We start from the raw sequence: 26,249 nt of genomic DNA, 5'->3' as shown, positions 1-26,249 counted from the left end.
CAGCCCTCTCCCGCCCTATCGCCAAAGCACCATGTCGTCGCGGTGGGCCATCGCCGAGCGGCCGGGATAGCCCAGCACCGCCGCGATCTCGCCCGAGCGCCGGCCGACGATGCGCGCGGCCTCGTCGGCGGCGTAGCCGGCGAGCGCCGCCCCGAGCGGCTGACCCGCCTCCGTGACGATCTCCACCGGGTCGCCCCGGCCGAACGCGCCCTCGACCGCGCGCACGCCCGCCGGCAGCAGCGACCGCCCGGCGCGCAGCGCGACCGCGGCCCCGGCGTCGACCACGAGCCTTCCGGCCGGCTTCATCGCCGCGATCCACTGTTTTCGCGCCGCCGCCGGGCTCGCCGCCGCCGGGAACCATGTGCAGGGCGCGCCCTCGGCGAGCGCCTTGAGCGGACGGTCCACGGCGCCGCGGGCGATGACCATGGCGCAGCCGCCCTTCACCGCTGTCTTGGCGGCGAGCAGCTTCGTCACCATGCCGCCCTTGGCGTCCTCGCCCGCCGCGCCCGCCATCGCCTCGATCTCGGGCGTGATCTCGGGCACGAGGTCGAGCCGGCGCGCCGTCGCGTCGTCGCGCGGGTTGGCGGTGTAGAGCCCGTCGATGTCCGACAGCAGCGCCAGCGCGTCGGCGCCGGCCATCAGCGCGACCCGGGCGGCGAGACGGTCGTTGTCGCCGTAGCGGATCTCGTCGGTGGCGACCGTGTCGTTCTCGTTGATGACCGGGATCACGCCGAGCCCCGTCAGGGTCTTGAGCGTCGCGCGCGCATTGAGGTAGCGCCGCCGGTCCTGGGTGTCGTCCAGCGTCAGAAGCACCTGCGCCGCAGTGATGGAGAACGGCGCCAGCGCCTCGACATAGGCCTGGGCGAGGCGGATCTGGCCGACCGCCGCGGCCGCCTGCGCCTCCTCCAGCGGCAGCGGGCCGCGCCGCAGCCCCAGCGCCCGGCGGCCCAGCGCGATGGCGCCGGAGGAGACGACGAGCACTTCGGTTCCGCGCGCGGCGAGGTCGGCGAGGTCGGCGGCGAGCCCGTCGAGCCACGCGCGGCGCAGGCCGCCGGTCTCGCGGTCGACCAGCAGCGCCGAGCCGATCTTGACGACGACGCGCCTTGCGTCGGCGAGGCCGGGGCGGGCGACCGTGGCGGCGCTCAGGGCGTCCATGGCGCGTCCTCGCCCTCCGGCTCAGCTTCTAGCGGCGCGGCGCGGCCGGCCTCGACCATGCGGCGCAGCGCCTGGAGCGCCTCGCGCACGCCGGCGCCGCTGGCGGAGGAGAGCAGCAGCGGCGGCGCCAGCCCCTCCGCTTTCAGCGCCTTGGCCAGCGCCTTGCGCCGCTCGGCGAGCGCGTCGGCGTCGAGCGCGTCGGTCTTGCTGAGCGCGGTAAGGCGCGGCTTCTCCGCAAGGCCGGCGCCGTAGGCGTCGAGCTCGTCGACGATCACGCGCCAGTCCTCGACCACGTCCTCCGACGTGGCGTCGACCAGATGCAGGAGCGCGCCGCAGCGCTCGATATGGGCGAGGAACTGGTCGCCGAGGCCGCGGCCCTCGCTGGCGCCCTCGATCAGACCGGGGATGTCGGCGATCACCAGCTCGGCGTCGTCCACGCCCGCGACGCCGAGATTGGGCGTGAGCGTCGTGAACGGGTAGTCGGCGATCTTGGGGCGGGCGTTGGAGACCGTGGCGAGGAAGGTCGACTTGCCCGCGTTGGGCAGGCCGAGCAGCCCGGCGTCGGCGATCAGCTTCAGCCGCAGCCAGATGGTGCGCTCCACCGCGGGCTGACCGGGGTTGGCGCGGCGCGGGGCCTGATTGGTCGAGGACTTGAAGCGCAGGTTGCCCCAGCCGCCATTGCCGCCCTCAGCCAGCAGCGCCCGGTCGCCGACTTTCGCGAGGTCGGCGATCACCGTCTCCTCGTCCTCGTCGAGCACTTCGGTGCCGGCGGGCACGCGCAGCACAACGTCCTCGGCGTTCTTGCCGGTGCGCTGGCGGCCCATGCCGTGCTCGCCGTTGCGGGCGAAGAAGTGCTGGCGATAGCGGAAGTCGATCAGCGTGTTGAGTCCGTCGACCGCCTCGATCCAGACATCGCCGCCGCGCCCGCCGTCGCCTCCGTCGGGCCCGCCGAACTCGATGAACTTCTCACGCCGAAAGCTGACGCAGCCGGGGCCGCCGGCGCCGGAGCGGATGTTGACGCGGGCGAGATCGAGGAACTTCATACGTCTTCTTTACTCTTCCTGCTCGGCGCGGTCGATGCGGCGCGCGGCGCGCCAGTCGTCGCCGTCGAGCCGCATGGTGATGTAGTCGTCGGGTTCGGGGCGGCCGAGGCTCGCCTGCAGCCTGCGCCCGGTCTCACGGAAGCCGAGCCGCGCGAGGATGCGCCGCGACGCGGGGTTATCGGCGAACACGCCGGTCTCGAGCGGCGTGTCGCTCGCCGTGAACCACGCGTCCACCAGCGCGCTCGCCGCCTCGAAGGCGTAGCCCCTGCCCCAGTAGGGCCGCCCGATCCAGTAGCCGAGCCGCGCCTCGACGGCGACGGCGCCGATCGGCGCCTCCGCCAGGGTCACGCAATAGACCCACGGCTCGCCCTCGCACCCCCTGATGTAGGCCGCGGTGGCCTCGGGCGGGCAGGGGTGGGGCATCCGCGTCAGCATCCGCGCCACGCCGGCGTCGTCGGCCAGCGCCGAGAGTGCGCCGGCGTCGTCGCCGCGCAGGCGGCGCAGCGTCAGCCTTGGCGTCTCGATCCTGTCTCGCATGGCGCGTCTCGCACGAAAAAGGGGCCGGCCCGCAGGCCGACCCCCTCGCGTCTCGGGGAAGGGTCGCAGCCCGTGTGGCCTACTCGGCGGCCTCGGCCGCCGGGAGCACGGACACGAACATGCGCCCCTTGATCCCCTTGTGGAACTTCACCGCGCCGTCGCTGGTGGCGAAGATCGTGTGATCCTTGCCCAGCCCGACATTGCGGCCCGGCCACATCTTGGTGCCGCGCTGGCGGACGATGATGTTGCCGGAGATGACGGCCTCGCCGCCGAACTTCTTGACGCCCAGTCGCCGCCCGGCGCTGTCGCGCCCGTTGCGGGAGGAGCCGCCCGCCTTCTTGTGCGCCATGGATCAGGCCTCCGCAGTCGTCGCGGCGGGAGCTGCGCCGCCGGAAAGGATTTCGAGGATGCGCACTTGGGTCAGCTTCTGGCGATGGCCCTTGCGCGTCATGGAGGAGTGCTTGCGGCGGCGCTTCTTGGTGGAGATCACCTTCGGCCCCTTGGTCTGCTCGACCACCTCGGCACGCACGCCGGCGCCGTCGACGCGCGGCGCACCGACCGTCACGGCCTCGCCGTCGACGATCATCAGCACCTCGTCGAAGCGCACCTCGGCGCCGGCCTCGGCCTCGAGCTTCTCGATCGTCAGCACGTCTTCGGCCGCAACCCTGTATTGCTTGCCGCCAGTCTTGATCACCGCGAACATCGCGCGCGCATCCCCATGTTCATCCGCGCCCTGCGGGGGAGCCCAAAGGCCCACTTTCCCGCCCCTGTGGAGCGGCCCTCGGACAGCGCGCCCCTTGCGGAGCGATGCCTAAAGACGACGCGTCGGAGCGCGCCGTTCAACAAGCGGGTCGTATGCTCGCGCGGGGCCGCCATGTCAAGGCGCCGGAGCCGCCGCGCGCCGCGTCCGCGGCCCTGTTGGCGCGGGCCGCCGCGATGGCTTAAGAGGCGCCTGCGGGACGGCAGAACGGGATGCGCGCCATGAAATTCACGCTGGGCTGGCTCAAGGAGCATCTGGAGACCGACGCCGCGCTCGGCGAGATCACCGACGCGCTGACCGATCTCGGGCTGGAGCTGGAGGGCGTCGAGGACCCCGCGGCGACGCTCGGCGCATTCACCATCGCGCGCGTGATCGAGGCCCTGCCTCACCCCAACGCCGACAAGCTGCGCCTCTGCCGCGTCGAGACCTGGCCCGACGGCCCCGGCGGCCGAATGGAGGAGGTGCAGGTGGTCTGCGGCGCGCCGAACGCGCGCACCGGGCTCATCGGCGTCTTCGCCCGGCCCGGCCTGCACATCCCGGGCACCGGCGTCGACCTGAAGCCCGGCGTGATCCGCGGCGAGGCCTCCAACGGGATGCTGTGCAGCGAGCGCGAGCTGATGCTGTCGGACGACCATGACGGCGTCATCGACCTGCCCGCCGACGCGCCGCTCGGGGCGCGCTACATCGACTATGTGGGTGCGAACGATCCCGTCATCGAGATCGCCGTCACGCCGAACCGGCCCGACGCGCTGGGCGTCTCGGGCGTGGCGCGCGATCTGGCGGCGCGCGGCGTCGGCCGGCTCGTCACGCCTGCGACGCCGCCGGTTCCAGGCGGCTATCCCTGCCCGGTGGCGGTGACGCTGGCCGAGGACGTCGCCGGCGGCGCCTGCCCGCTGTTTCTCGCGCGCATGGTGCGCGGCGTGCGCAACGGCCCGTCGCCGGCGTGGCTGCAGAAGAAGCTGCGCGCCATCGGGCTGAGGCCGATCTCGGCGCTGGTGGACGTGACCAACCTGCTGACCTTCGACCGCGCGCGGCCGCTGCACGTCTTCGACGCAAGCAAGCTGAAGGGCGGGCTGACGGTGCGGCTGGGCCGCGCGGGAGAGACGCTGGAGGCGCTCGACGGCAAGAGCTACGCCCTCGAAGGCGCCACCGTCATCGCCGACGAGAGCGGCCCGGTCAGCATCGGCGGCGTGATGGGCGGCGAGGGCACCGGCTGCGACGAGGCCACGACCGACGTGCTGATCGAGGCGGCGTGGTTCGATCCCGTACTGACCGCGGCGACGGGGCGCCGGCTGAAGATATCCTCCGACGCGCGCTACCGCTTCGAGCGCGGCGTCGACCCCGAGAGCGCGCGTGAGGGGATCGAGCGCGCCACGGCGCTGATTCTCGAGATGTGCGGCGGCGAGGCCTCGGAAATCTTCGCGGCGGGTTCGCCGCCGGACCAGTCGCGCCGCTACGCCCTGCGGGCGGACCGCGTGCGCCGGCTCGTCGGCATGGACGTGGCGCCCGAGCGGCAGGCGGACGCGCTGCGCGCGCTCGGCTTCGAGGTCGAGCAGACCGGCGAGGGACTCGTCGCGGCGCCGCCGAGCTGGCGGCCCGACGTGCGCGGGGAGGCGGATCTGGTGGAGGAGATCGCCCGCGTCGCCTCGCTGTCGGCGCTGCAGGCGACGCCGCTGCCGCGCGGCGACGCCGCGCCGCGCCTGAGCCACCCGCTGCGGCGGGTGCGGGCGGTGCGGCGGCGGCTCGCAGCCGCCGGGCTCTCGGAATGCGTCGGCTACGCGTTCGTCGCCCAGGCGGAGGCGGCGCTGTTCGGCGGCGGCGGCCCGGAGATGGCGCTCGACAACCCGATCAGTTCGGCGATGTCGCACATGCGGCCCTCGCCGCTGCCCGGCCTGCTGGCGGCTGCGGCGCGCAACCAGGCGCGCGGGGCGGACGCGGCGGCTTTGTTCGAGACCGGCCCCGCCTTCTCCGGCCCTGAGCCGGGCGAGCAGGAGACGGTGGCGGCGGGCCTGCGCGCCGGCTTCGCCGCGCCCCGGGGCTGGACCGGCGAGCGCCGCAAGGTCGATCTGTGGGACGCCCGCGCCGACGCCGAGGCGGCGCTCTCGGCCTGCGGCGTCGCGCCCGACAGGCTCCAGATCACGCGCGAGGCGCCGGGCTGGCTCCATCCGGGCCGGTCGGGCGCGCTGAAGCAGGGCCGGGAGATCCTCGCCGTGTTCGGCGAACTGCACCCACGCGTCGCGGAGGCGATGGAGGTCTCGGGGGCCGTCGTCGCGTTCGAGGCCTATCTCGACCGCACGCCCGCGCCGCGCGCGCGTCTCGCCACGCGGCCGGCGCTGGATGCTTCGGACCTGCAGGCGGTCGATCGCGACTTCGCCTTCGTCGTCGCTGCCGACGTCGAGGCGGCGAGCCTGCTGCGCGCCGCGCGCGGGACCGACAGGAAACTGATCTCGGACGCCCAGGTTTTCGACGTGTTCACGGGCGCGGCGGCGGAGGCTCAGTTCGGCGCCGGGCGGAAATCCGTCGCGATCACCGTCAGGCTTCAACCGCGTGAGCGCACCATGACCGACGCCGAGATCGAGGCGATCTCGGCGCGGATCATCGCCGCCGTCGAACAGACGACCGGCGGCGTAATGCGGGGTTGAAGCCACGGCAGTGCTTCGCTCGGGCCGCCACTATTGTCAAAATCTGGCCATGATTGAATAAATTTCGGCAATTTTTACACTTTCGGAGGCGGATGCGGGTAGTGTCTCGGCAGATCGGGCTCCGAGGGGCGAAGCCATGTTTCAGCAGGCGGTCGAGAACGAGATGCGCGACGTGGCCGCGGAATGGGGGCTCGATCCCGCCGCGCTGCTCGCCGTCGCCGAAGTCGAAAGCGGCGGCGCCGCGCTGCTCGACATCGACGGGCGCATGGCGCCGCCGATCCGCTACGAGTTTCATGTGTTCCACCGGCAGTTGAAGCCGGCGCTCAGGCCCGGCGCCGTGGCGAGCGGCCTCGCCTCGCCGCGATGGGGGCAGTTCGCGAACCCGCGGAGCCAGCAGGGCCGCTATGCGCTGCTGGACCGGGCGAAGAGCATCGACCCGGAGGCGGCTTACGCCGCGTGCTCCTGGGGCGTCGGGCAGGTTCTTGGCGAGAACGCGCGCTGGCTCGACTACGAGAGCGCCGAGGCGCTCGCCGCCGAGTGCTGCAGCGGCGTGAAGGGGCAGACGGATCTGATGCTGCGCTTCATCCAGCGCCGCGGCCTTTCGGCGGCGCTGAAGGCGCGCGACTGGACCGCGTTCGCCCGCGGCTACAACGGCCCGCTGCACGACCGCAACGACTACGCCGGCCGGATGGCGCGCGCCTATGCGCGGTGGGCGTCGCGCGAGCCGGAAACGACGGGCGCGCGCGCAGCGCGGTCGGTCAGCGGCGCCCTGCTCCGGCCCGGCGCCATCGGGCCGCAGGTCGAGGCGCTGCAGCACGCGCTGCGCCGGCTCGGATACGACGTCAGGGTGGACGGCGTGTACGGCCCGCGCACCGAGGCGGCCGTGCGCCGCGCGCAGGAGGCGGCGGGGCTGGCCCGCGACGGCGTTGCGGGGCCCGACACCTGGGCGTCGCTCGACCCCGCCGGCGCCGGGTCGGGGGGCGATGTGAGCGTCGATAGCTGACGCCGCGCGTCGACTAACCGCTTTGATTGACGCGGATACCGAGTATCATCGCGCGGACAGTCGCCGCGTGGAGCATCGCCATGGCATTCGCTGAGATTCTCGGTTCCCTGCTGCAGAACGGCGGCGTGGGACCAGCGCAGAGCCGAATCCGTTCGGGCGGCGCGCAGGCCGGCTCGGGCGTCGAGGACATCCTCGGCGCGCTGCTCGGCGGCGCGGGCGGCGCCGGAAGCGGCGGCGGCCAGGGCGGCCTCGGCGATCTTCTCGCGCAGATGACGGGCGGCGGCGCGCCGGCCGGCCGGGGTGGCCCGGGGGCGTCGATCGACGCGATGGGCGATCTCGGCCGGGCGTCGCCGGGCGTGCAGCGGCAGGCGGCGCCGCGATCCCCCGGCATGGGCGACGCGCCGCAGGGCGGCGGTCTCGGCGACCTTCTCGGCCAGCTTACGGGAGGCGGCGGCGCGGGAGGAGGCCTGGGCGATCTGCTCGGGCAACTCGCAGGTGGCGCTGCGCGCGGCGCCGCGCCGTCCGGCGGCGGCTCGGCCGGCGGTGGGCTGGCGGATGTTCTGGGGTCGCTGCTCGGCGGCGGCGGCGCCGCCCGAGGCGGGGCGGGCGGCTCGGCGCTGCTGATGCTGGCGGGCATGGCGCTCAGCGCGCTGCGCGAAGGCGGCGGCGCCGCCGCGGCGCCGGCGGCCCGGCTGGCGCCGGAGGAGGCCGCCGCCGTGGTCGACGCGGACGCCGCCCGACTGGTGCTCAGGGCGATGGCCTCGGCCGCGAAGGCCGACGGCAAGCTCGACGCCGAGGAGGTCCGCCGGCTCACGGCTGAGGTGGGCAAGGACGGCGCGACCCAGGAGGAGGTCGATTTCATCAACGCCGAGATCGCCCGGCCGGTCGACGTGGCGGGGCTCGCCGCGGCGGCGCGCACGCCGGTCCAGGCGGCTCAGATCTACGCCGCCTCCATCGCCGCGGTGGAGATCGACACCGAGGCCGAGCGCGCCTATCTGCGCGAACTCGCCGCGGCCCTCCGCCTCGACCGCGGCGCCGTGGCGCACCTGCACGCCATGACGGGCGCGCCGCCGGTCTAGGCCGGGGCGCTCCTCCGGGCGCTCCTCCGGGCCGTCGTCAGACCAGCGCGAAGACCCGGCTCATGCCGCCGGTGGAACCGGCGACCTTGGGCGCGCCGACGATGATCGTCGCGCCCGCCTCCGGCAGCGCGCCGAGGCTCGCGACGTTCTCGAGCCCCCAGCGCCCCGAGGGCAGCCAGCGGTAATGCGTGTCGAAGGTGCTCGACGAGCCCACGTCGAGCGACAGCGTGTCGACAGCCATGCCCACCGCGCCACGCTCCATCAGCATCGCGGCGGCCTCCGGGTGGAAGCCGGGGAAGCGCATCACGCCGTCCTCGCCGGCGTTGCGGTAGCCTTCGCCGCCCAGCCGGGCCTCCCAGCCGGAATGCATCGCGGCGCAGCCGCCGGCGGGGACGGGGCCGTTGCGCCCCTCCCACGCCTCGATGTCGTCGGGCGTCACGCTGGTCTCGGCGTCCTCTGCGGCGCGGGCGGCGATGTCGAATATCGCGAGCGGGCACATCAACTGCTCGACCGGTATCCGGTCGGCCGTCATCCCGTCCTCGGAGAAGTGGATCGGCGCGTCGAGATGCGTCGCGAAATGCTCCACCACGGTCCAGCGGTTCATGTTGAAGCCGCTCTCCGCGAAGCTGGCGACCTTCTCTATTACGATGCCCCAGTCGGGCGAATAGCCGGGAAAGCCGGGCGCGGCGGTGTGGGTCAGGTCGAACAGCCGGCCGCCGCCCTGCGCCTGCGACGGGCGCACGGCGATCGTCGCGGCGGCGGTGGCGGCGGCGACGCCGGCGGCGAAGAAGCCGCGGCGGCTGAGGCGGGCGTGGACGGCTTCATGGGTTCCGGGCATGCACATCGGGGTTCTCCTGCGACTTGACGCCCCGTGAGCCTAGCGCCGACGAACCCGGCCGTCATCGCCCTCCCGCTTCACGGCGCGGGCGGCGTGCGATAGTCGAAGGGCCGGAACCGGCTTGGGGAGGGCGCGATGCGGGCGATGCGGGCGGCGGAGAAGGGCGCGGCGCTGCGCCTCGACGAGGTCGCGACGCCGCAGCCGGGGCCGGGCGAGGCGCTGATCCGGGTGCGGGCCTGCGGGCTGAACTTCGCCGACACGCTGATGGTGAAGGGAACCTATCAGGAGACGCCGGACTTCCCGCTGACGCCGGGGCTGGAGATCTGCGGCGAGATCGTCGCGCTGGGGGCGGGGGCCGCCGGCCCGGAAGTCGGCGCCCGGGTCGCGGCGCTCTGCGGCGCCGGCGGGCTGGCCGACTATGCGACGGCGCCGGCGGCGACATGCGTGGCGGCGCCGGCGGCGATGGACGACGCGACCGCCGCCGCACTTCAGGTCGCCTACGGCACCAGCCACGTCGCGCTCGACCACAAGGCGCGGATGCGGCCAGGCGAGCGGCTGCTGGTGCTCGGCGCCGGGGGAGGGGTGGGTCTGACCGCCATCGAGATCGGCAAGCTGATGGGCGCGGAGGTGATCGCCTGCGCCAACTGGGCTGGCGAGGCCGGCGCGGCCAAGGCCGAGGCCGCGCGGTCCCGCGGCGCCGACCACCTGATCGACGCCGACCCCGAGGGCCTGCGCGACGCCGTGAAGGCGCTGGGCGGCGCCGACGTCGTGTATGACCCCGTCGGCGGGGCGCTGTGGCGCGAGGCGATGCGGGCGGCGAATTTCGGGGCGCGGCTGCTGCCGATCGGCTTCGCCAGCGGCGAGGTTCCCCAGATCCCGGCGAACATCGTCATGGTGAAGAACGTCGACGTGCTGGGGCTCTACTGGGGCGCCTATTATCGACGCGCCCCCCACGTGCTGGCGGAGAGCTTCCGCACGCTGCTCGACTGGTGGGAGAAGGGGCGCATCCGGCCCCATGTCTCGCATGTCCTGCCGCTGGAGCAGGCCGAGGCGGGGCTCGACCTGCTGCGCGCCCGGGCGGCCTCCGGCAAGGTCGTGGTGCGCGTATCGGAATAGGGCCGGCGGCGAGGGGCCCGTCACGCCTCCGGCGGCGCGGTCATCTCGTCCTCCAGCCGCTCGCGGGAGGGGATCGCGAGCGTCCGCCCCTCGCGCTTCACGAGCCCCTCCTTGGCGAGGCGGCTCATCTCGCGCGAGACCGCTTCGCGGTGGCTGCTGATCCGAGCCGCAAGATCGAAATGCGTCGGCGGCCGGCCGATCACCGCCGCGTCGCCTTCGCCGCTGTCGGCGGCCATGCGGAGCAGCTCGCGGATGAGCCTGTCGCGCACCAGCATCGTCGAGTACTCGTGGATGCGCTCGATCATGCTGCGGACCTGCCCGGTGAGACGCAGCAGGATGGCCTTCGAGAAACCGGGCCGCGCCATCAGCGTCTCGAAGTCCTCAAGGCGCAGCAGTCCGGCCCGCACGTCCGTCGCCGCGACGACGCTGGCGGACCGGGCAAGGCCGTCGATGGCGGCGATCTCGCCGAAGGCGGCGCCAGGCCCGGCCTCGTGGTAGTCGACCATCCGCCCGTCCGCGCCATGGATCACCACCCGCGCATATCCCGTGAGCAGGACGAGGAGCGAGCGGCTGCGATCACGGTAGGAGATCATCTCCACCCCGCGCCGGTAGTCGCGCTCGACGAGGCGCTCGCGCAGCGCGGCGAGATCATCGGGTTCAAGCGCGGCGATCAGATCGAAATAGCTCACTTCCCGCCCCGGCTTCCTGCGTCGAACGGCGCTTTTGCGGCATTGTGGCTTTCACCACATCCGCCTGTGCGAATCTGCGCTCATGTCGCGTTCATACCGAGGCTCTTTGGAACCCCAAAGCCGCAAGTTGACGCTCCGGGCCGAAGGCTCAGTCCTTTGCTCCAGGGCCGAAGCGGCGAGGGCGTTCCACCATGCGATAGTTGCGTCCGCGTTGCGTGCGGCGCGGCCCCGACCCGAGTTCCATCGGGGCCGCGCACCACCTTGCGCATCGGCGGCGGAGAGGGGCGCGCCGTTTCGGCTTCGGCCGCCCGGCCCTTCAGGCGGACCCGGCCCGACCGCCCAGCGCCCGGCGCAGCCGCACGACGTCCACATCCGCGCTCGCCGCGCTCTCGACCCGATCGAGCGCCGCGTCCAGATCGCCGCCCTGCGCGCGCGCGCGCGCCGCGGCGTCCAGCGCGGCCTGAAGCGCGTCGAGATCCGGCCGGGGCGCGCCGTCCTCGGGGCCCGCCACCGTCCAGATGCGTTCGGGGCGGGCGCGGCCGCGAATGGCTGCGACGTCCAGCGCGACGCCGCGCCAGCCGCGTGCGGCGCGGAAGGTGGCCTCGCCGACGAGATTCCACGCGCCGTAGTCCTTCGTGAGGTCCTGAAGGCGCGACGCGACGTTCACCGCGTCGCCGACGCAGGAGTACTCCAGCCGCCGCGGCCCGCCCATCAGCCCCACGCTGCAGACTCCGGTGTTGACGCCGACCCCGAGCGTGAGCGGCGGCAGGCCCTGCGCGGCGAATTCGGCGTTCAGCCGCTCCTGCGCGGCGCGTATCGCGAACATCGCGCGCAGCGCGCGGTCGGCGTGGTCCGCCGCGGGCAGCGGCGCGTTCCAGAACGCCATGACGCAGTCGCCGATGTACTTGTCCACCGTGCCGCCATGGGCGAGCACCTCCTCGCTGACGGCCGCGAGCACCCTGTTGAGATAGGGGATCAGCCGGTCGGTCGGCAGGGTTTCGGAGAGCCCGGCGAAGCCGCGCGCGTCGCAGAACATCACCGTCAGCTCCCGTTCGACGCCGCGGGCCGCGAGGCGGCTCTCGGGGTCTTCGGTCAGCTCCGCGACGACTTCGGGCGCGACGAAGCGGGCGAACTGCGCGCGCACCGCGCCGCTCTCGCGCCGGCTGCGCGCGACGGTGAGCGCGGTCAGCGCGGCGTATTGCGCGGCGGCGGCGAGCGCGGGGTGAACCGGGCTCAGCAGGAGGTCGTAGCGCGTGAACGCGACCCAGGCGCCGCCGAACAGCGCCGTCAGGGCCCCGGCGAGCGCCAGCGCGCCGACGAGCGCGGAACCCGACGCGGCGGCGAGGAGCGTCGCGAGGCAGGCGGCGACCAGCGCCAGGCGCTCCACGCCCCGGCTCCAGTCGGGCCGACGCAGCACGCCGCCGCCGAGCGCCTGCTCCAGCGCCTCCGCCTGCACGATGACGCTGTCCACCGCCGTCCCCAGCGGCGTCTCCACAAGCCGCGCGAGGCCCGGCGCGGTGGCTCCGACGAGCACGATCCGGCCGCCGATGCGCGCGGCGAGCGCGGGGTCCGGCGCGGGGCCTGCGAGGATGTCGGCGGCGGAGACGATGCGCTCCGGCCTGGGCCCGGCGTAGCGCAGCCACATCGCCCCGTCCGGCGAGAGCGGAATGGAGACCGCGCCCACGCGCGCGTCGAGCAGCGCGGGCGCCGCCGAGGCGTCGCCGCCGGCGGAGCCGTCGCTCATGCGCAGGAAGTGCCCGCCTGCGCCCTGCGCCAGCCGCAGCGCCTCCAGCGCCAGCGCCGGCGCGATCACCGGGCCTTCCTCCGCCTCCACGACCGCATACATCTGCGCGCGGCGCGCCACCGCGCTTTCGCCGACGCCGACGCCGCCGAGGCCGAAGCCGGCGGCGGCGCGACTCAGGATCGGCAGGGGCCCCTCGATCCCGGGATGGCGCGGCAGCGCGGCGGACGGGTCCGAACCGGCGACCACGAAGCCGTACTTGCGCTCGAAGAGCCGCGTCGCGCCCGCCTCGCCCGACGGCAGGGCGGCGAGCGCGACGCCGCCCTGCGCGATCACCCGCGCGAGATGGGCGTCATGCGCGGTGTCGCCGGTCGGCGGCTCGACCGGCGCCCGGCGCGCGTCGAACAGGCGGGCCTGCGCCTCGGCCCGCTCGGGCGAGGTGCGGTCGGGCTCTGCGAACAGGATGTCGAAGGCGATCGACGCCGCGCCCAGCGCCCGCAGCCGTTCGATCAACTCCGCGACGTAGGTGCGCGGCCATGGCCACTGCCCGTAGACGGCGAGGGAAGCCGCGTCGACGGCCACCACCCGCACCGGGATCTCCGGGTCGTAGGGGCGCGGCGCCGCGCGCTGGAAGGCGTCGGCCATGAGGTTGCCCAGGGCGCTCAGCCGCGAGCCCTGCGCCGCCTGGGAAGCGAGAGCGGCGCCGAGGATGCAGACGAAGGCGACGGCCTGCGGCCAGTTGCGCCGCGCCCTGCGCGTCCAGCCGCCACGCGCCCTGCTCCAGCCCCGCCCGCGCGCGTCGTCGCTCACCGCCTGTCGGCGCCGAAGATGCCCGTCACTTCGGCCGCCGCGCCCGCCGGCGTCGTCGCAGTCAGGCTGAAGCGCCCGGCGGTCGCCGCGGTCGGGTCGTCGCCGGCGGTGAAGAATGCGCCGTCGAGCCGTCCGGAGCCGCCGTTCGCGACGTTCGTGAACGCGCCGCCGTAATGCGCGCCCACGGTTCCGCCGGCCTCGGTGACGACGGAGATGAAGGTCTGGTCGAGGATGCCGCTGATGTGCGCCTTGCCGACGCGCGCGCCGAAATCATACTGCAGCCGATAGGACCCGCCCTCGACATAGGCCGCGCCCGCGCCCGGTTCGACCACATGGCCCAGCGCCAAGCCATCGTAGCGCGCGGAATGCGTCGCCGCCCTGACGTCGGCGAGATCGGACAGGACGCCCGCCACCCAGCTTCCGGCGTGCAGCCTTTCGCGCTCGGCGGCGACGGGCGCCGTCGGATCGTCCGCGCCGACGTCCAGCTCGCCCGCCCACCATCCCCAGCGAAGGTGCTCCGGCGCCGACCGGCTGGCGTCGAGCAGTCCGCCGTCGCCGACGAGGCCCGAGGAGGCCAGCGCGCCGCTGAACGCCTGCTGGCGCCCCTGGGCGTCGGGCCGGGCTGGCGGCTCGACGCCGTCCGCCGAGAGGGCGCCTCCGGTCAGCAGGCCGGCGGCGCCGGCCGGCGTCGACGCGGCGAACGTGCGGTCGTCCCTCATGGCGCTGGCGCCGGCGCCGCCGAAGACGAGACGCGCGTCGTCGATGCGTGCGTCGCCGCGCGTCGCGTGGAGCCCGCCGAACTCCGCCGCGACCGCGTTGCGCGCGGGGTCAAAGCCGAGGACGACGTCGGTCGGCGCGCCCGTCGCGACGAGATAGGGGCGGCCGACCTGCGCGCCGGCCGGTTCGAAGCCCCTGAAGGACGTCCCGTGCGCCGCCGCGAAGCCGCCCGTCAGCGCCGCGTCCAGCCCCGGGGCCGCGGTCGCCGCGAGGTCGGTCGCCGCGATCGGCGCGGCGAGGGCGATCCGCGCATCGGCGGCGACCACGCGCGTCTCGGCGAGCGTGGCGAGCCTGACGTCGCCGAAGACGGCGTCGAGGGGAGCGGCGTTCGACCACTGCTCGAAGGTCGCCGCCTCGATCGTGGTTTCCGGCGAGCCCTGCCCGAGAACGAAATGCGCGCCGCCCTCGCCGAAGGTCGTCGAGCCGTCGCCGGGGTCGAGCGCCGCGAAGGGGATCGCGCCGAAGCCCGGCGCGTCCGCGGCGTCGAGCCGCGTGAAGAGCAGCGCCCGGCCCGCTACGTCCGGCAGGCCGGCCGCGTTCGGCCCGGCCGGGGCGGTCATGACGGCGAGGGCGCTCCGCTGCGCCGCGCCTTCGCCCTCAAGGACGAACTGCCCCAGCATCCAGACGCTGGCGGTGGGGCTCGACGCGCCGAGCCCCTCGGCGGGATCCCTGATCGCGGGCGCGCCGCGTTCGCCCACGAAGATCAGCGTCGGCGCGGCGCCGGGGATGTCCGCGACGTCGGCCGGGCCGGGCGCGACGCGGTCCCGCAGGAGGTCGGACGAGAGCGCGTAGCGCCGGGTCTGCACGCCGTCCCCGGAGGTTCCCGCCCAGTCCGCGCGGGGCGTCGGCGCGCCGAAGAAGGCGAGCGTCAGGAGCGGCTCGCCCGAGTCCGTGGCGCGAAAGCCGTCGAGCGAGAAGACGCCGGGATCCGCGAACCTGACGAAGGCGCCCGCGCGCGCGTCGCGGACCTGTTCCCCACGAACGAGACCCGCGATCTGGGGAATCTCGACGCCCCCCCCGCCAGGCGTCTCAGCCGTCACGCCGCTCGGCTCGCCTCCCTCGGGAGCGCCGATGAAGTTCGTGAAGCGGACCCCGCCGCCGGGGCGGGCGACCAGACCGTTGCGGGCGGGCGCCGCGACCGCTCTGCCCGCAGCGTCCGTGAAGCCCGCGTCGCCGGTCCAGAAGAACGCGCCGGAGAACGAGAGCGTGCGCGGCGGCGTCGGGGAGGGGCCGGGCTGCGGTTCGGGGTCAGCCTGGGGCTCGGGGTCGGGCTGCGGTTGGGGCGCGGGTTCCGGTTGCGGTCCGGGCGTGGGCTGCGGCTCCGGCTGCGGTTCCGGCCGGGATTCGGGCTGGGGCTCCGGCGTCGGCTGCGCGCCCGGCTGCTGAGGCGGCGTCGGCGCCGGCTCGGGCGTCGGCTCGGGCGCAGGCTTTGGCGACGGCGCCGGGTTTGGCTTCGGCTCCAGCGGCGGCGCCGAGGCCGGCGGCGACGGGGTTGGCGGCGACGGGGTTGGCGGCGACGGAACTGGCGGTGACGGAACTGGCGGTGACGGGGTTGGCGGCGAAGGCACTGGCGGCGACGGGTTCGGCGGCGACGGGGCTTCGGCCGCCCGCTCTGGCGTCGCCGGGGCGGCGGAGTTGGCCAGGACGGCCTGGGCGGAGCCCTTCGAGGCGATGATCTCGCCGCTCTCGCGGGTTTCCGGCGCCCGCCGACCGAGGGTGGAGACCGGCGCGGCGGAGGTCGCCGCGAGATCCCCCGAACCGAGCGCCGCCACGCCGCTCTGCGCGACGATCTGCTCGACATCTGACGCGGTGACGCCCTGCGCCGCGCCCCCGTCGCCCTCGCCCAGCTTGCCGCCATACATGCGGCTCACCGCCGCGCCGTCGCCGACGCCCTCGAACACCGCCTGCGTCTCGCCGGTGCGGACCACCGCCGTCGCCGAGGAACGGCTCAGCGTCACGCCGCCGATCCGTGTGTACTCGCCTGCGATGTGCATGGCGCGGGTGCCCTCGGGCGTGACCTCGATCTGCGCCATGCCGCCCCGCACGGAGACGACGGCGTTCGGCGTGCGGATCTCGACGTCCGAGGTCTTGCTGATGCGACCGCCGATGAAGCGCAGCACGCCCTGCGTCACGGTGACGGCGATCTCTCCGGCCCGTCGATCTGGGTCGTAGACGTAGCGATCAAGAACGATGCGGCTGTTCGGCCAGACCGAGAGGGCGGTCTGGTCGAGAAACAGGAACTGGCCGGCGCCGAGGCTGGACGTCTCGATCCGCTCGTCCTGGATGAGGCCGGTGCCCGGCAGCAGTCGCCGGGTCTCCGCTTCGGGCGGCGTTCCTACGATGTCGGCGTTGGCGGCCGCGACCGAGCCGATGGACCGCCCGCCCTGCGCAATCGCGGGGTCGGGCTGCGCGGCGAACTGGGCCGCCGACAGCGCGACGGCCAGCGCCGCGCGCGATGCAAGCCGACTGGGATGACCGCGACGCGGCATGAACGCCACCTTCAGAAAGAGCGGATTATGGAGAAGCCTATCTCAACGTTGTCCAGTTCGTAATTGGGGATGTTGGAGCTTCTCCGGAACCATGAGGCGTCGACCGCCACCGCGACCTTTCGATCCAGCGGCGCCAGCAGGCGAAGGCCGAGGCGCGAGTCGCGGTCCCGCCGCGCGAGGTCCGCGTCCACGGCCGGGTCCGGCGCGTCGAACAGGCGCAGCGACCCCTGGGCGAAGAGGCTCGCGCGCCAGGGGCCGACCTCGGGGAACGTCTCGGCGACGAAGCCGGGCGCCGCGAATTCGTGCTGAAGCGTCAGCCGCACGCCGAACTCGGTGTTGGCGCGATAGTCCTCCTGCGTCCGGTCGGTCTGCGCCAGAACCGCGCCGCGGAGGCTCGTCGCGGGAGACAGGGCGTGGACGGCCCCCGCGGTCGCGAGGCCGTAGACGCCGTCGAAGCCGATCTGCTCGCGCCCGAAATCGCGATACTGGCCGGATATCGTGGCGAAGACCGACGTCTCTCGGCTCAGGGTGTCGGTGTACTCGACCCCGCCGCCGCCCTGGACGTAGAGCGGCGCCCCGGCCGCCCGCACGAAGCCGGCCTGCGCGAAGGGCCGCGCCCTTGGGCCGAAGGCGCGCGCGGCGAGCGACAGGTTCGGCCCGGTCGTGATCTCCACCGCGTCGAACTCGCCGGCGTCCTCCCTGCGGTAGCGCAGGCCGGAATAGAGCGCGGTCGTCAGCCAGTCGGCCTCCGCCGCGCCCTGAAGGTCGCGCGACCAGGACAGCAGCGCCACCAGCCGCCCGCCTGCGTCAGCCCGTCCGACCGCCGTCTCGTCGAGCGTAGCGACGCCGCCGGGGAAGAACTCCGACCTGATCTCGCGGTCGGTCGGCCCCAGCGTCGCGTTGGTGCTGTAGATCGGTCCGGCGGCGACGAAGCCGCTGACCCTGTCGCGCCGCGTGCGTTGCGCGATCGCGTCGAGAAAGGGCGCGACGCGCGCCGCGACCGCCGCCGGCGCGCCGCCGGCCAGCGCCTCCTCGAAGTAGAACCGCGCCACCGCGTAGGAGCCGAGCCGGAAATAGGCGACGCCCAGCTCCAGCTTCACCCGCGGCAGGTCGGGCTCGAAGATCAGCATCCGCTCCAGCGTGGCGATGGCCGCTTCGTAGTCCTCCAGCCGCATTGACGCGGCGGCGTACTCGAACATCAGTTCAAGATCGGTCGGCGCGTCGAGCATCAGGTCGAACAGCGCGCTCTGACGCGCGGTCAGCGCCTCGCGGGTCGCGGCGGCGCCGGTGGCCTCCGCCGCCGGCTGGGCCCGTGCAGGCGCGGCTCCGAAGATGGCCAGCGCGATCGCCAGCGCCGCCAGGAGCCGCATCCGTTTCACCGCCGGCGTCATGCGCCGCGCCCCCCGCCTCGAAGCACATCGGCGCCCCCCCGTCGCGGACGCGCCGCGCCGCGCGCTTCGGCTGAAGCCGCGCAGTCGCGGATGGGGCGGTGGGGAGTTTCGAAGCGACATGAGGGCGAGATGGTACCGCCTCCCCGGCTCGAACGGGGGACCTCTAGATCCACAATCTAGCGCTCTAACCAACTGAGCTAAGGCGGCGACGGCGGTGGAGATACAGGATGGCGCGTGGCGTTGCAACCGCAGTCAGACGCCGAGGAGCCGACTGACGCGCGCGTGCAGCCGGTCGAGTTCGGGATCGCTCAGACCGAGCTGAGCCAGATGCGCAACGGTGTTGGCCAGATACTCCGAGTTCGGTCCCATCGGGCCGGCGGCGGCGGCGATGACGCGCGCCTGCGCGTCCTCCGCCAGCGCGCCCGCATACTGCGCATGGCCGCGGTCCACGACATAGGTCACGGCGACGGCGGCGCGGCCGTCCTCCAGCCGCATCGGCGCGAAGATCTCGCGATAGGCGTAGGTGATCAGCTCGCGTTCGCGCAGGTAGGCGAGCACGGCGTCCCGCGCCGCGGCCGGGGCGCGGTAGGCGACGCCGTCGCACCAGCCGTCCGGCGCCTCGTCGAGCCCCAGCACGAGGCCGGGCGCCTCGGGCGTGCCGCGATACTTGACGGAGAGCAGGCAGAAGCTGCGCCGCCAGCCCGTCAGCCGCGCCAGCCGCCGCTCCGCGAAGTCGAAGCCCGGCCGCCAGATCAGCGAGCCGTAGCCGAACACCCACAGGTCGCCCTCCGGCGAGGGCGTCGCGCGCCGCGCGTCGTTTTCCATCGTCATGGCTTCGCGGTATAGCCGCCCCGAAGCCGCGCGGCGAGGGCGGCCGCCGCGAAGGAGGCGCAGCGAATGAAATGGCGAGTGCTCGCGGGGGCGGTCGCGCTGGCGGCGCTGGCGTGGTCGGGCTGGTGGTTCTTCTCGGCCAACCTGCGTGAGGAGGCGCTGGCGGGTTGGCTGGAGGCGCGCCGCGCCGAGGGCTGGCAGGCCGGGGCGGCGGCGATCCGCACGGGCGGCTTTCCCAACCGCATCGACACGCGGCTGGTCGAGCCCGCGCTGGCCGACCCCGCCGCGGGCTGGGCGTGGCGGGCGCCGTTCCTCGACGTGCTGACGCTGGCCTATGAGCCGAACGCGGCCATCCTCGCCTTTCCGCCCGAGCAGAGCCTCGCCGCGCCTGGCGCACGCGCGCTGCTGACGTCGGAGCGGTTGCGCGCCTCGATCCGCTTCGTTCCCGGCCCGTCGCTGGCGCTGGCGCGGTTATCCGCGGTCGGGGAGGGGCTGAGCCTCGCGGGGGAGGGCTGGCGCGCCGGCGCGGCGGACGCGGAGGCGCATGTCGAGGCGGTGCGGCCGGCCGTGGAGAACGCCTACCGGCTGTTTCTCGGGGCCGGGGCGGTGACGCTTCCCGAGGGCGTCCGCAGCCGGCTGGACGTCGCTGGCGCGCTGCCGGCGGTGGCGGAGCGCCTGCGCATCGACGCCGTCGCCACCTTCGACCGCCCGCTCGACCGGTTCGCGCTGGAGGACGCGCCGCCGGGCGTGCGCGCGCTGTCCATCAGGTCGCTGGAGGCGCGCTGGGGCGACCTTGCGCTCACGGCGAAGGGCGACCTGCGGGCCGATGCGGCGGGCTACGCGGAGGGCTCGCTCGACGTGCGGGCGGAGAACTGGCGGGCGATGCTGCGCGCGGCCGTCGCCGCGGGCGCGCTCGACGCAAACACGGCCGGCCTGATCGAGGGCGGCCTCGGGTTGCTGGCCCGACTGTCGGGAGATGGCGACGCGCTGTCGGCGCCGCTGTCGTTCTCGGGCGGCGCGGCGCGCATCGGCCCCGTGCCGATCGGGGAGGCGCCGCGCCTCATGCCGCCCGGCTGAGCGCGAGCGCGCGCTCCACCGCCAGCTCCGGCGAGGTCAGCGTCGGCGCGCCGAGATCGGCCAGCAGCGCGGCGGCGGGCGCCATCGACGCCTGAGCGAGCGCCACGCAGCCGAAGGCGCGGCCTTCGGCGCGCGCCCGCTGGACCCGCGCGCGGACGGCGTCGGCCACCGCCTGCGCGAACGCCTCGGCGTCGCCGGCCTCGAACAGCGGCCACGCCGCCCCGCATTGCAGCGTCTCGGGCGCGCCTTCGACGCCGGCGGCGGCCGCGCACTCCGCGAACAGGGCCTCGGCCGCCGCCATCGCCGTATCGAGAGAGGCGACGAGCAGCGCGCCGGACCCGAAGCGCGCCGCGGCCTCCATCATCGGCCGGTCGACGCGGAACACTGCGCCGCGAACTCCGGCGGACCGCCCCAGCGACTCGGCGAGCGCGCCCAGCGTGGAGCAGGTGCAGACGAGCGCCGCGGCGTCCGCGTGCTCGGCGAGCAGCCGCGAAAGCTCGTCTCGAACCGAGTCGGCGCCGTCGCGACGCGCGCGCGCCAGCAGGTGCGGCGCAACAGCGTGCGCCGCGCGCATGTTCGGCGCGAGCGCCGCGAGGATCGCGTCGAATCGCGCCGCATGGGACGCGTCGGTGTGGATGAAGGCGACGGCCATGGCGCAGGGAGCGCCGGGAGTGGGGCCTGCGTCAAGCCGGCGCGGGCGGGCGCAGTCGCCGCATTGCCGGGGCACGCGCGGCGCCTAGACTGCGCGCATTCCAGCCCGGAGAACCCCGCCATGACCGCCACCCGCACCGAGACCGACAGCTTCGGCCCCATCGAGGTGCCGGCGGACCGCTACTGGGGCGCGCAGACCCAGCGCTCGATTCAGAACTTTCCCATCGGCTGGGAGAAGCAGCCCGTCGCCGTCGTCCGCGCGCTGGGCGTGATCAAGTGCGCCGCGGCCAAGGTGAACATGGAGCAGGGCGATCTCGAGCCCCGACTCGGGAACGCCATGGTCGAGGCCGCCCACGAGGTGATCGACGGCAAGCTCGACGCGCATTTCCCGCTGGTCGTCTGGCAGACCGGCTCGGGCACGCAGTCGAACATGAACGCCAACGAGGTGATCTCGAACCGCGCCATCGAACTGCTGGGCGGCGTGAAGGGGACGAAGGACCCGATCCACCCCAACGACCACGTCAACAAGGGCCAGTCCTCCAACGACACCTTCCCGACCGCGATGCACATCGCCGCCGCGCACACCGCCACGCATGTGCTGATCCCGGGGCTGGAGGCGCTGCTGACGGCGCTGGAGGCCAAGGAGGCGGCCTTCGCGCACATCATCAAGATCGGCCGCACCCACACGCAGGACGCGACGCCGCTGACGCTGGGCCAGGAGTTCTCCGGCTACGTCCATCAGGTGCGGCAGGGCGTGGCGCGGGTGGAGCAGGCGCTGGAGAACATCTGGCCTCTGGCGCAGGGCGGCACGGCGGTCGGCACCGGGCTCAACACCAGGCCCGGCTTCGCGGAGAAGATCGCCGCGGAGATCGCGACGCTGACCGGCATGCCGTTCCGCACCGCGCCCAACAAGTTCGAGGCGCTGGCGGCGCATGACGCCATCGTGGAGCTTTCGGGCGCCGTGCGCACGGTCGCCGCGAGCCTGTTCAAGATCGCCAACGACATCCGCCTGCTCGGCTCGGGGCCGCGCTGCGGGCTCGGCGAGCTGGTCCTGCCCGAGAACGAGCCGGGCTCCTCCATCATGCCGGGCAAGGTGAACCCGACCCAGTGCGAGGCGCTGACGCAGGTCTGCGCCCATGTATTCGGCAACGACGCGGCGGTGGGCTTCGCGGGCTCTCAGGGCCATTTCGAGCTGAACGTCTACAAGCCGATGATGCTCTACAACGTGCTGCAAGCGATGCAGCTTCTGGGCGACGCGGCGAAGGCCTTCACCGACAACTGCGTGAGCGGGCTGCAGGCTGACGAGGCGCGAATCGAGAAGCTGATGCGCGAGAGCCTGATGCTTGTGACCGCGCTCGCGCCGACCATCGGCTACGACGCCGCCACCAAGGTCGCCAAGACCGCGCACAAGAACGGCACCACCCTGCGCGAGGAGGCTGTCGCGCTGGGCTTCTGCGACGGCGAGACCTTTGACCGCGTCGTGCGTCCTGAGGACATGGTCGGCCCGAAGCCCTGAGCCGCTGGTCGGCCCGCTGCCCTTCAGCCCTGCGCGACCGGCTTCCCGCCGGTCGCGCAGCCTGCCCGCGTTTCACGCCCGCCGCCGACGGTCGGGATCAGGCGACCGCCTTGCGGTAGACGTGCCATGTCGCGTGACCCAGCACGGGCAGGGCCACGATCAGCCCGAGAAACAGCGGGATCGATGCCACGATCAGCGCCGCCGCCACGATCAGCCCCCACAGCGCCACGGTGCGGGGGCTCGTCCTCGCGACCTCGACCGAGGTCATGACGGCGCGCACCAGGCCGACCTGCCGATCCAGCAGGAGCGGGAAGGAAACGAGCGAAGTCGCCAGAACGGCCGCCGCGAAGACAAAGCCGACGCCGCAACCGACGAGGATCATCGCCCAGCCAGCCCCGGTTCCGAACACCTGCGCGGCGAAGTCGCCGAGCGAGGCCGGCGCCTCGGCGCCGATGGTCAGGGCCTTGATCGTCTGGGCCGCGCCCATCCACACGAGGAAGGTCGCGAGTATCCCCAGCGCCAGCAGGAAGATCGCCCCGAACGAGGGCGAGGCGATCGGCCTGAAGGCTGACGTCCACCCCGTCGATTCGCCGCGCTCGCGCCGGCGGCTCAGCTCGTAGGCGCCCACCGCCGTCACCGGCCCGACCAGCGCGAAGCCCGCGACCGCCGGGAACAGCAGCGGCAGCAGCGCGGCGTTGGAGGCGAGGCCCACGGCGGCGATGCCCGCCAGCGGATAGACGACGCAGAGGAATATCACGTCGCTGCGGGTCTCCCGGAAGTCGTCGAAACCCTTCGACAGCGCGTCGAACAGATCGGCCGGCGTGATCGGCCGGGCGCGCGGCGGGGCGGCGGCGATCTCCGCCTCCGAGCCGCGCAGCGCGGTCCCGATCGCGCCGAGATGCCGTCCGGCGCTGGAGACGGCCTCGGCCGTCCACTCGCCGGGATTGCGGATCGTCTCCATCCTTGCGTCTCCCATCGGCTTGTCATGGGCGCCCGCCATGGGCCGCCGTCGGCTTGGGCCATGGCGTCGCTGCGACAGCCTAGCGCACATCGGGCCGATTCGCCGCATTGGTTGCAGAAGCGTGACCGTGCGCGCCGCGCGCGCCGTTTCGGGCGATGCGCCGAGGCGCGCAATTGACCGCGGCGACGTCGGCAAGCACCCTCGGCGCGTCGAAATGCGGAAGGGGTGCGACGCATGAAATGGCGCGGGCGGAGGACGAGCGACAACGTGGTGGACGTGCGTCGCGGCGGCGGGGCCATGCGCGGCGGCGGCGCGCGCCGGGCCGGCGGCCTGGGGCTGATCGGCGTGATCCTGGTCGCGGTCGCCGGGCTTTTCTTCGGCGTGGACCTGACGCCGCTGCTGGGCGGCGGCGGGATGGGCCTGTCCCCTGACGCGCCGCCGGGCCGGTCGAGCGGCCCCAACGTCATCGACGACGCGCAGGAGGAGTTCGTCGCCGTCGTGCTGGCCGACACCGAGGCGGTCTGGACCCGGGAGTTCGAGCGCCGCGGCGCAACCTACCGCGCGCCGAAGCTCGTGCTGTTCACGGGCGCCGTCTCCTCCGCCTGCGGCCGCGCGACCGCCGCGGTCGGCCCGTTCTACTGCCCGGGCGACGATCAGGTGTATCTCGACGTCGACTTCTTCCGCACCATGGAGCGCGACCTCGGCGCCCGCGGCGAGTTCGCGCGCGCCTACGTCATCGCCCATGAGGTCGGCCACCATGTCCAGAACCTCATCGGCGTGATGGAGCAGAGCATGGCGGCGCGGCAGGCCTCGGGCGCGACCGGGGCCAACGAGATCTCGGTGCGCACCGAGCTTCAGGCCGACTGCTTCGCCGGCGTCTGGGCGCGCGGGGCGCAGGAGATGTTCGGCGTGCTGGAGCGCGGCGACATCGAGAGCGCGATGGACGCGGCGTCGCGCATCGGCGATGACGCGCTGCAGCGGCGCGCGCAGGGCTACGTCGTGCCCGACAGCTTCACGCACGGCACCTCGGAGCAGCGCCAGAACTGGTTCTATCGCGGGTTTGACACCGGCGACATGGAGGCGTGCGACAGCTTCTCCGGGCCGATCTGAGGGGGGGGATGGCAGAGATCATCAATCTGCGCCGGGCCCGCAAGGCGCGCGAGCGCGACCGGGCGCGGGAGGCGGCGGACGCGAACGCAGCACGCTGCGGCGCCGGCAAGGCCGAGCGCGCCCTGACCAGCGCCGAGAAGCGCGCGCTGGACAGCACGCTCGACGGCGCCCGCCGCGATCCCGAAGACTGCGCCCGCCGCGACCCCGAGGACGGCGCCTGAGCGAGCGCGCCGGCGCGGGGCCGACGAAACGCTCCCTGACTCTGTCGGGGCATCGGACCTCGGTGACGCTCGAGCCCGCCTTCTGGGAGGCGCTGGCGGAGATGGCGCGCGCCGACGGCGCCTCGCTCAACGCGACCGCGAGCAGGATCGACGCGCGCCGGCCCCCCGATCAGGGTCTCGCCAGCGCGCTGCGCGTCGCCGCGCTGGAATGGGCGCTGCGCCGGCGCGGCGATCAGCCGATCGCGCCGAGGGCCGGGAAGGCCTCCAGCAGCCAGTAGGCCAGCGTCTCGAACTGGCCGGTCAGCATCAGCAGGCCGACGCAGGCGAGAAGGCCGCCCATGGTCGCCTCCACCCGCCCCATGTGGCGGCGGAAGCGCCGCATGAAGCGCATGAAGGGCCTCACGAACAGCGCCGCGAGCAGGAAGGGCAGGCCGAGCCCCGCGGCGTACACCGCCAGCATCAGCACCCCCTCGCCGATGGTGTCGCGCGAGCCCGCAAGCGCGAGGATCGTGCCGAGCACCGGCCCGATGCAGGGCGTCCACCCGAACGCGAAGGCGAGCCCGACGACATAGGACCCGAGCAGGCCGCCGGTCTCCCGGCCGGCGTCGAAGCGCGCCTCGCGGTAGAGGAACGGGATGTGCTCGTAGCCGGAGAACTGCAGCGCCGCGCCGAGGCCGATCAGCCCCGCCAGCGGAACCGCGTTCTCGGCGATAGCCGCGTCCAGCGCGCCGCCCTGCAGCACGACCGCAAGCGCCCACAGCCCCAGCATGATCGCCACGGTGATCAGCGAACGCTTCAGCCCGATGAAGTGCTGGCCGAGCACGTAGATCACCAGCCCGGCGACCTGACCGAACAGCGCCTTGTTGGCCAGCAGCGTCTGACCGACCACCGAGGCCGTGGCGCCGAGCGCGACGAACACCGTCGCAAGGCCCAGCACGAAGAACGCCGCGGACGAGAACACGCGCCGCGTCACCGCGTCGCGCGCCAGCGTCCAGCCGAGGATGCCGACGCTGCCCAGCAGCGCGCCGCCGCCCAGCAGGCTCAGCCGACCGCCCGACAGGATCATCTGCGCGAAGGCCAGCGCCAGCAGCCCCACCGCCACCAGCGCCAGACGGGTCAGCGTGCGCTCCTCCCGGTCGGGGTCGGTCATCTGCTCCAGCGTCTGGCCGGAGATGAAGGCGAGGTAGGGCGGCGCCAGCGGCAGCACGCAGGGCGACAGGAAGCTCAGGACGCCGCCCGCGAAGGCCAGCAGAATGCCCAGATCGCCCACACCCATCGCACCACTCCCTCCCCGCCAGTCTCGCGACTTAGCGGGGGAACGGCGCGCGGTCGAGCGCGGCGGCGCTCAGCGCCGATCACCTTCGCGCGCGCCGGCGGCGAGGGCGAGGAGATGCGCGACCAGATCCTCGACCTCCTGCGCCGTCAGCGCGGTCGTCGGCATCGCCGCCGCCTCCGGGTCGAAGGGCGGCAGGTCGTAGAAGGCGTGACCCTCGATCTCCGGCCGCGCCACCGCGAGATTGACGATCGCGAGGCGCAGCGCCGGGGCGTCGCGGCCCGCGACGGCGGCGGAGAGCGCGGGCGCAGCGCCGGCCCCGTGGCAGCCGGCGCAGAAGACCGCCGCCGTCGCGGCCCCGTCGGCGGCGTCGGGCGCCGTCTCGGTCAGCGGCCTATCGATGGCCGCGGCGTCGCGCACGACATAGGCTGTCGGGCGCGCGTCGCCGGCCAGCGTCGGCGCGGCGGCGCCGGCGAGCAGCGCAAGGGCCGACAGGCTGGCGGCGAGAAGGGCGCAGGGGGCTGCGCGCATGGCGGTCT

23 protein-coding genes, 1 tRNA gene and 1 pseudogene are annotated in these 26,249 nt (G+C 74.1%); 9 read left to right on the top strand and 16 right to left on the bottom strand.

Going from position 1 to position 26,249, the window contains the following annotated elements; translation table 11 throughout:
- Window positions 1–15: 15 nt before the first annotated feature.
- The 5 genes and pseudogenes from proB to rplU form a co-directional block, all read right to left on the bottom strand.
- On the bottom strand, window positions 16–1,155 hold the full coding sequence (gene proB / locus BLW43_RS07660; protein ID WP_093251253.1) for a glutamate 5-kinase: 1,140 nt from the start codon (window positions 1,153–1,155) through the stop codon (window positions 16–18).
- On the bottom strand, window positions 1,143–2,198 hold the full coding sequence (gene obgE, locus BLW43_RS07655; protein WP_093251250.1) for a GTPase ObgE: 1,056 nt from the start codon (window positions 2,196–2,198) through the stop codon (window positions 1,143–1,145). Before obgE ends, proB begins: the two co-directional genes overlap by 13 nt.
- A 9-nt stretch (window positions 2,199–2,207) precedes the next feature.
- Window positions 2,208–2,735: a GNAT family N-acetyltransferase gene (locus BLW43_RS07650; protein WP_093251248.1), complete on the bottom strand. Its 528-nt coding sequence runs from the start codon at window positions 2,733–2,735 to the stop codon at window positions 2,208–2,210.
- A gap of 79 nt (window positions 2,736–2,814) precedes the next feature.
- Entirely contained in the window at window positions 2,815–3,084 is a 270-nt protein-coding gene (gene rpmA / locus BLW43_RS07645; RefSeq protein ID WP_093251245.1) for a 50S ribosomal protein L27, read from the bottom strand.
- 6 nt (window positions 3,085–3,090) lie between these two features.
- Window positions 3,091–3,438, bottom strand: a pseudogene (rplU, locus tag BLW43_RS07640) (50S ribosomal protein L21); the annotation flags it as partial.
- Between the two features lie 278 nt (window positions 3,439–3,716).
- On the opposite strand from rplU, the gene pheT reads away from it, so the two are divergent.
- The 3 genes from pheT to BLW43_RS07625 all read left to right on the top strand — a co-directional run bounded on the left by pheT (window position 3,717) and on the right by BLW43_RS07625 (window position 8,219).
- A complete protein-coding gene (gene pheT, locus BLW43_RS07635) occupies window positions 3,717–6,137 on the top strand; it encodes a phenylalanine--tRNA ligase subunit beta (protein WP_093251654.1) in 2,421 nt (806 codons plus the stop codon).
- A gap of 136 nt (window positions 6,138–6,273) precedes the next feature.
- On the top strand, window positions 6,274–7,140 hold the full coding sequence (locus BLW43_RS07630; RefSeq protein ID WP_093251240.1) for an N-acetylmuramidase domain-containing protein: 867 nt from the start codon (window positions 6,274–6,276) through the stop codon (window positions 7,138–7,140).
- An 80-nt stretch (window positions 7,141–7,220) separates the two neighbouring features.
- Window positions 7,221–8,219, top strand: coding sequence for a DUF533 domain-containing protein (locus tag BLW43_RS07625; protein ID WP_093251238.1), 999 nt, complete (start codon window positions 7,221–7,223; stop codon window positions 8,217–8,219).
- A gap of 37 nt (window positions 8,220–8,256) precedes the next feature.
- Here the strand turns inward: BLW43_RS07625 and BLW43_RS07620 are convergent, their stop codons facing one another.
- Complete coding sequence (locus BLW43_RS07620; protein ID WP_093251235.1) at window positions 8,257–9,063, bottom strand: cyclase family protein; 807 nt, start codon at window positions 9,061–9,063, stop codon at window positions 8,257–8,259.
- Between the two features lie 129 nt (window positions 9,064–9,192).
- Here BLW43_RS07620 and BLW43_RS07615 point away from each other — a divergent pair, with 129 nt between their 5' ends.
- Window positions 9,193–10,173, top strand: a complete 981-nt coding sequence (locus tag BLW43_RS07615; protein ID WP_093251233.1) for an NADPH:quinone oxidoreductase family protein — start codon at window positions 9,193–9,195, stop codon at window positions 10,171–10,173.
- A gap of 20 nt (window positions 10,174–10,193) precedes the next feature.
- On the opposite strand, the gene BLW43_RS07610 is transcribed toward BLW43_RS07615, so the two are convergent.
- From BLW43_RS07610 to BLW43_RS07585, 6 genes are all read right to left on the bottom strand, one after another.
- Complete coding sequence (locus BLW43_RS07610; protein WP_093251230.1) at window positions 10,194–10,862, bottom strand: Crp/Fnr family transcriptional regulator; 669 nt, start codon at window positions 10,860–10,862, stop codon at window positions 10,194–10,196.
- A 316-nt stretch (window positions 10,863–11,178) separates the two neighbouring features.
- Window positions 11,179–13,413, bottom strand: coding sequence for an adenylate/guanylate cyclase domain-containing protein (locus BLW43_RS07605; RefSeq protein WP_093251228.1), 2,235 nt, complete (start codon window positions 13,411–13,413; stop codon window positions 11,179–11,181).
- Window positions 13,410–16,679, bottom strand: coding sequence for a FecR domain-containing protein (locus tag BLW43_RS07600; protein WP_139284009.1), 3,270 nt, complete (start codon window positions 16,677–16,679; stop codon window positions 13,410–13,412). Before BLW43_RS07600 ends, BLW43_RS07605 begins: the two co-directional genes overlap by 4 nt.
- Before the next feature lie 11 nt (window positions 16,680–16,690).
- Window positions 16,691–18,070 (bottom strand): tetratricopeptide repeat protein, encoded by a 1,380-nt coding sequence (locus BLW43_RS07595; RefSeq protein WP_093251222.1) that lies wholly within the window; start codon window positions 18,068–18,070, stop codon window positions 16,691–16,693.
- A 130-nt stretch (window positions 18,071–18,200) separates the two neighbouring features.
- Window positions 18,201–18,277 (bottom strand) — tRNA-His (locus BLW43_RS07590).
- 45 nt (window positions 18,278–18,322) lie between these two features.
- Complete coding sequence (locus BLW43_RS07585; RefSeq protein ID WP_175478799.1) at window positions 18,323–18,895, bottom strand: gamma-glutamylcyclotransferase; 573 nt, start codon at window positions 18,893–18,895, stop codon at window positions 18,323–18,325.
- A 72-nt stretch (window positions 18,896–18,967) separates the two neighbouring features.
- Between BLW43_RS07585 and BLW43_RS07580 the strand changes: the two genes are divergently transcribed.
- Window positions 18,968–19,978, top strand: coding sequence for a DUF2125 domain-containing protein (locus BLW43_RS07580; RefSeq protein ID WP_093251220.1), 1,011 nt, complete (start codon window positions 18,968–18,970; stop codon window positions 19,976–19,978).
- On the opposite strand, the gene BLW43_RS07575 is transcribed toward BLW43_RS07580, so the two are convergent.
- Window positions 19,962–20,630, bottom strand: a complete 669-nt coding sequence (locus tag BLW43_RS07575; RefSeq protein ID WP_093251217.1) for a hypothetical protein — start codon at window positions 20,628–20,630, stop codon at window positions 19,962–19,964. The two genes, BLW43_RS07580 and BLW43_RS07575, sit on opposite strands and share 17 nt — an antisense overlap.
- A gap of 120 nt (window positions 20,631–20,750) precedes the next feature.
- On the opposite strand from BLW43_RS07575, the gene fumC reads away from it, so the two are divergent.
- On the top strand, window positions 20,751–22,145 hold the full coding sequence (gene fumC / locus BLW43_RS07570; RefSeq protein WP_093251215.1) for a class II fumarate hydratase: 1,395 nt from the start codon (window positions 20,751–20,753) through the stop codon (window positions 22,143–22,145).
- A 97-nt stretch (window positions 22,146–22,242) separates the two neighbouring features.
- On the opposite strand, the gene BLW43_RS07565 is transcribed toward fumC, so the two are convergent.
- On the bottom strand, window positions 22,243–23,106 hold the full coding sequence (locus BLW43_RS07565) for a DUF2189 domain-containing protein (RefSeq protein ID WP_093251208.1): 864 nt from the start codon (window positions 23,104–23,106) through the stop codon (window positions 22,243–22,245).
- Window positions 23,107–23,340: 234 nt separating this feature from the next.
- Here BLW43_RS07565 and ypfJ point away from each other — a divergent pair, with 234 nt between their 5' ends.
- The 3 genes from ypfJ to BLW43_RS07550 are packed head-to-tail and all read left to right on the top strand — an operon-like array spanning window position 23,341 to window position 24,715.
- Window positions 23,341–24,216 carry a KPN_02809 family neutral zinc metallopeptidase gene (gene ypfJ, locus BLW43_RS07560; RefSeq protein ID WP_093251206.1) on the top strand — a complete coding sequence of 292 codons (876 nt, stop codon included), beginning with the start codon at window positions 23,341–23,343 and terminating at the stop codon, window positions 24,214–24,216.
- Window positions 24,217–24,224: 8 nt separating this feature from the next.
- The gene (locus BLW43_RS07555) at window positions 24,225–24,437 is read left to right on the top strand and encodes a DUF4169 family protein (protein WP_093251203.1); all 213 of its coding nucleotides are present in this window, start codon (window positions 24,225–24,227) and stop codon (window positions 24,435–24,437) included.
- Window positions 24,404–24,715 (top strand): ribbon-helix-helix domain-containing protein, encoded by a 312-nt coding sequence (locus BLW43_RS07550; RefSeq protein ID WP_342741599.1) that lies wholly within the window; start codon window positions 24,404–24,406, stop codon window positions 24,713–24,715. Before BLW43_RS07555 ends, BLW43_RS07550 begins: the two co-directional genes overlap by 34 nt.
- Here BLW43_RS07550 and BLW43_RS23435 read toward each other — a convergent pair.
- Both BLW43_RS23435 and BLW43_RS07540 read right to left on the bottom strand, forming a co-directional pair.
- Window positions 24,670–25,713: a cytochrome c biogenesis CcdA family protein gene (locus BLW43_RS23435; RefSeq protein ID WP_093251199.1), complete on the bottom strand. Its 1,044-nt coding sequence runs from the start codon at window positions 25,711–25,713 to the stop codon at window positions 24,670–24,672. The genes BLW43_RS07550 and BLW43_RS23435 overlap by 46 nt on opposite strands.
- 69 nt (window positions 25,714–25,782) lie before the next feature.
- On the bottom strand, window positions 25,783–26,241 hold the full coding sequence (locus BLW43_RS07540) for a c-type cytochrome (protein WP_093251182.1): 459 nt from the start codon (window positions 26,239–26,241) through the stop codon (window positions 25,783–25,785).
- Window positions 26,242–26,249: the final 8 nt, after the last annotated feature.

Source organism: Rubrimonas cliftonensis (assembly GCF_900107585.1).
Classification (GTDB): Bacteria; Pseudomonadota; Alphaproteobacteria; order Rhodobacterales; family Rhodobacteraceae; genus Rubrimonas; species Rubrimonas cliftonensis.
This window is presented reverse-complemented; position numbering and strand designations above follow the sequence as displayed.